Source organism: Kitasatospora nipponensis (assembly GCF_039528135.1).
GTDB classification, from domain to species: domain Bacteria; phylum Actinomycetota; class Actinomycetes; order Streptomycetales; family Streptomycetaceae; genus Kitasatospora; species Kitasatospora nipponensis.
Genome location: NZ_BAAALF010000394.1, coordinates 1 through 2,201 on the forward strand (window position 1 = coordinate 1; position 2,201 = coordinate 2,201).

2 protein-coding genes are annotated in these 2,201 nt (G+C 56.6%); both read left to right on the forward strand.

Annotated features, from left to right (window positions below):
- The first annotated feature begins 253 nt into the window (after nucleotides 1-253).
- Nucleotides 254-1,315 carry a DUF262 domain-containing protein gene (locus tag ABD323_RS40525; RefSeq protein ID WP_221503665.1) on the forward strand — a complete coding sequence of 354 codons (1,062 nt, stop codon included), beginning with the start codon at nucleotides 254-256 and terminating at the stop codon, nucleotides 1,313-1,315.
- A complete protein-coding gene (locus ABD323_RS40530; RefSeq protein WP_184918483.1) occupies nucleotides 1,302-2,015 on the forward strand; it encodes a HEPN domain-containing protein in 714 nt (237 codons plus the stop codon). The genes ABD323_RS40525 and ABD323_RS40530 overlap by 14 nt, the downstream gene beginning before the upstream one ends.
- The last annotated feature ends 186 nt before the right edge of the window (nucleotides 2,016-2,201 follow it).

A 2,201-nucleotide genomic window follows, 5' to 3' on the forward strand; every position in this document is an offset into this window, starting at 1 on the left:
GTTCGAACCTGCGTAGCTTGCGCGACAGATTTACAGTCTGCCGCGTGGCCGATCTGGCCGCCCGCCTCGACCTGCGGCTGGAAGCCCGCCCCCTAGGCGATGTCCCTCCCTGGTCCGCCACTGGTCCGGATCAGGGCAGCCATGGCCGTTGACACCTTGGTGGCTCGAGCGCCCAGGATCGGCAGCTCAATCTGAGAGCTATGAAGCTGCCATACCCCGGCGAAGCACTGCGTCGGCCGTCTAAACTGCGCCCATGACTGCTAACGCATCCCTTGAAAACCTAGAAGAACAGCTTCGCGGAGAACGCGGCAGAGTCGATGTTGCAGTTCATAACTTTTCAGTTCGCGAGCTCGTTCGGATGATTTCCGATGAAGAGCTAAATGCGTCACCAAGCTACCAGAGGAAGTTTCGCTGGGAGGAAGCCGATGAGTCACTGTTTATCGAATCAGTATTCCTCGGTTTGCCAATTCCTCCAGTCTTCGTTGCAACAAACGTCGGATTCCAGTGGGAAGTTGTAGATGGACTACAGCGACTTTCCACTCTGGCCCATTTTCTGGCCCGAGACGAAGAGGCTGCGATTGAAATTGGACGACCTAAACCACTTCGACTCGATGGCCTCGAGAAGCTTACCGCCCTCAACGGAAACACATACATTGACCTGCCAAAGAATCTGCAGGTGTATTTTGGCCGCCAGCCCTTGCAGGTCATCTCCCTGACCGACAAGAGCGACCGTCAAGTTCGGTTTGATGTATTTGAACGACTAAATCGCGGCGGCATTAGCCTGACAGCCCAAGAAGTACGCGCTTGTGTCTACATGGGCCCCTTTAATGACTTCATCGAAGAGCTGTCAAAGGACCCGCGCCTTAGCGACCTCCTGAAGCTCCAGAAAGCACGAGAGAACGATGGGACTCAAGTAGAGCAGGTCCTGAAGTTCTTTGCCTACAAGAATTACCGCGACCAGTTCGATGGCAAAGTCGAACGGTTTCTAAATAGTTACATGGAAGCCGCATCCGAGTCATTCGACTACCCAACGGAGCGCGATATCTTCGATCGAGCCCTTGGGACTCTCCACAGTGTCTGCAATGGGAAGCCGTTCCTCCGCAGGCAGACCCCCGTCACTCCCCTTGTGCAGTTTGAGGCCTGCTTGGTCGCAGCAGGCGATCTTGCCGCCGAGGGGGTCGAGCCGAGGGCAGTAGCGCCGGGCTGGCTCGAGGACACCGAGCTGCGAGCTTCCACAGGCGCCGGCACTAACACGAAGTCGATGCTGAGGCGGCGGCTCACGCGCGCGAAGGATCTGCTTCGTGGCGACGCATGACGCACTTATTGGCGAAGTTGAATCCCATGGCGACCAGCTATTACGTCGAAGCGACGACCTGAAGAAGTTCCTAGCACTCGCAAGCCACAGTGCCGACTCTTCGGCAAGCCCACGGTGGGAGTCCGAGGCACGAGACGCCCGGGCATTGGCCGTGGTTTGCACGATGGCCGAACTGGAAAGCTTCACCAAGTTCATCATCCAAGAGACACACAAGGAGATTAATGATTCAAGACTTTCCGTGAATAAACTCCGCCCAAGCCTACGCCAACTTGCGGCTCATACGGCATTCGAAAGCCTTCGTGAGTTGAATGACCACAGCAAGCTTTGGGAGAGACGTAAGTACGCCACGACCCTCGAGTTCTGCGGTGACCCCGCAGCACTTCCGGTCAACCACAAGCAGGCTCAACCGCCACTTGACGGCAGAACACTAAAGCCTGAACATTTCAATCGCATCTGGGAGATATACGGTCTCCCCGGAGACGCATTTCCTCATTCCACCTGGGGTGCTTCCTTGATTAAAATGTCAATGCTGAGAAACGATGTTGCACACGGAAACATTCCCTATGTGGAGATCTTTCAACAGGCCGGTCGATCGGTTGCAGATGTCGAACGCTACGTGAACGACATCGGAGAATTCGCCGTTCACCTCACTGCCACATGGGTTGAGTATCTGGAGCATCGCGGATATCTGGCAACCTAGCGAATTGATAGACCAACTGAGCCTTGCTGCAGGTCCGCCCGACCGCTCAGGGTGGTGGAGCGGTTTTGGCCGGTGTCCTGTCTGGTCTGGGTCCGAGCATGATCGGGGGGCCGTAAGCTCACCCGCGAATCGGGCAGGCTCCTCGCCTGCCCGCAATCTGGCCGAGTGGCCCCCCGGTCTTGCTCG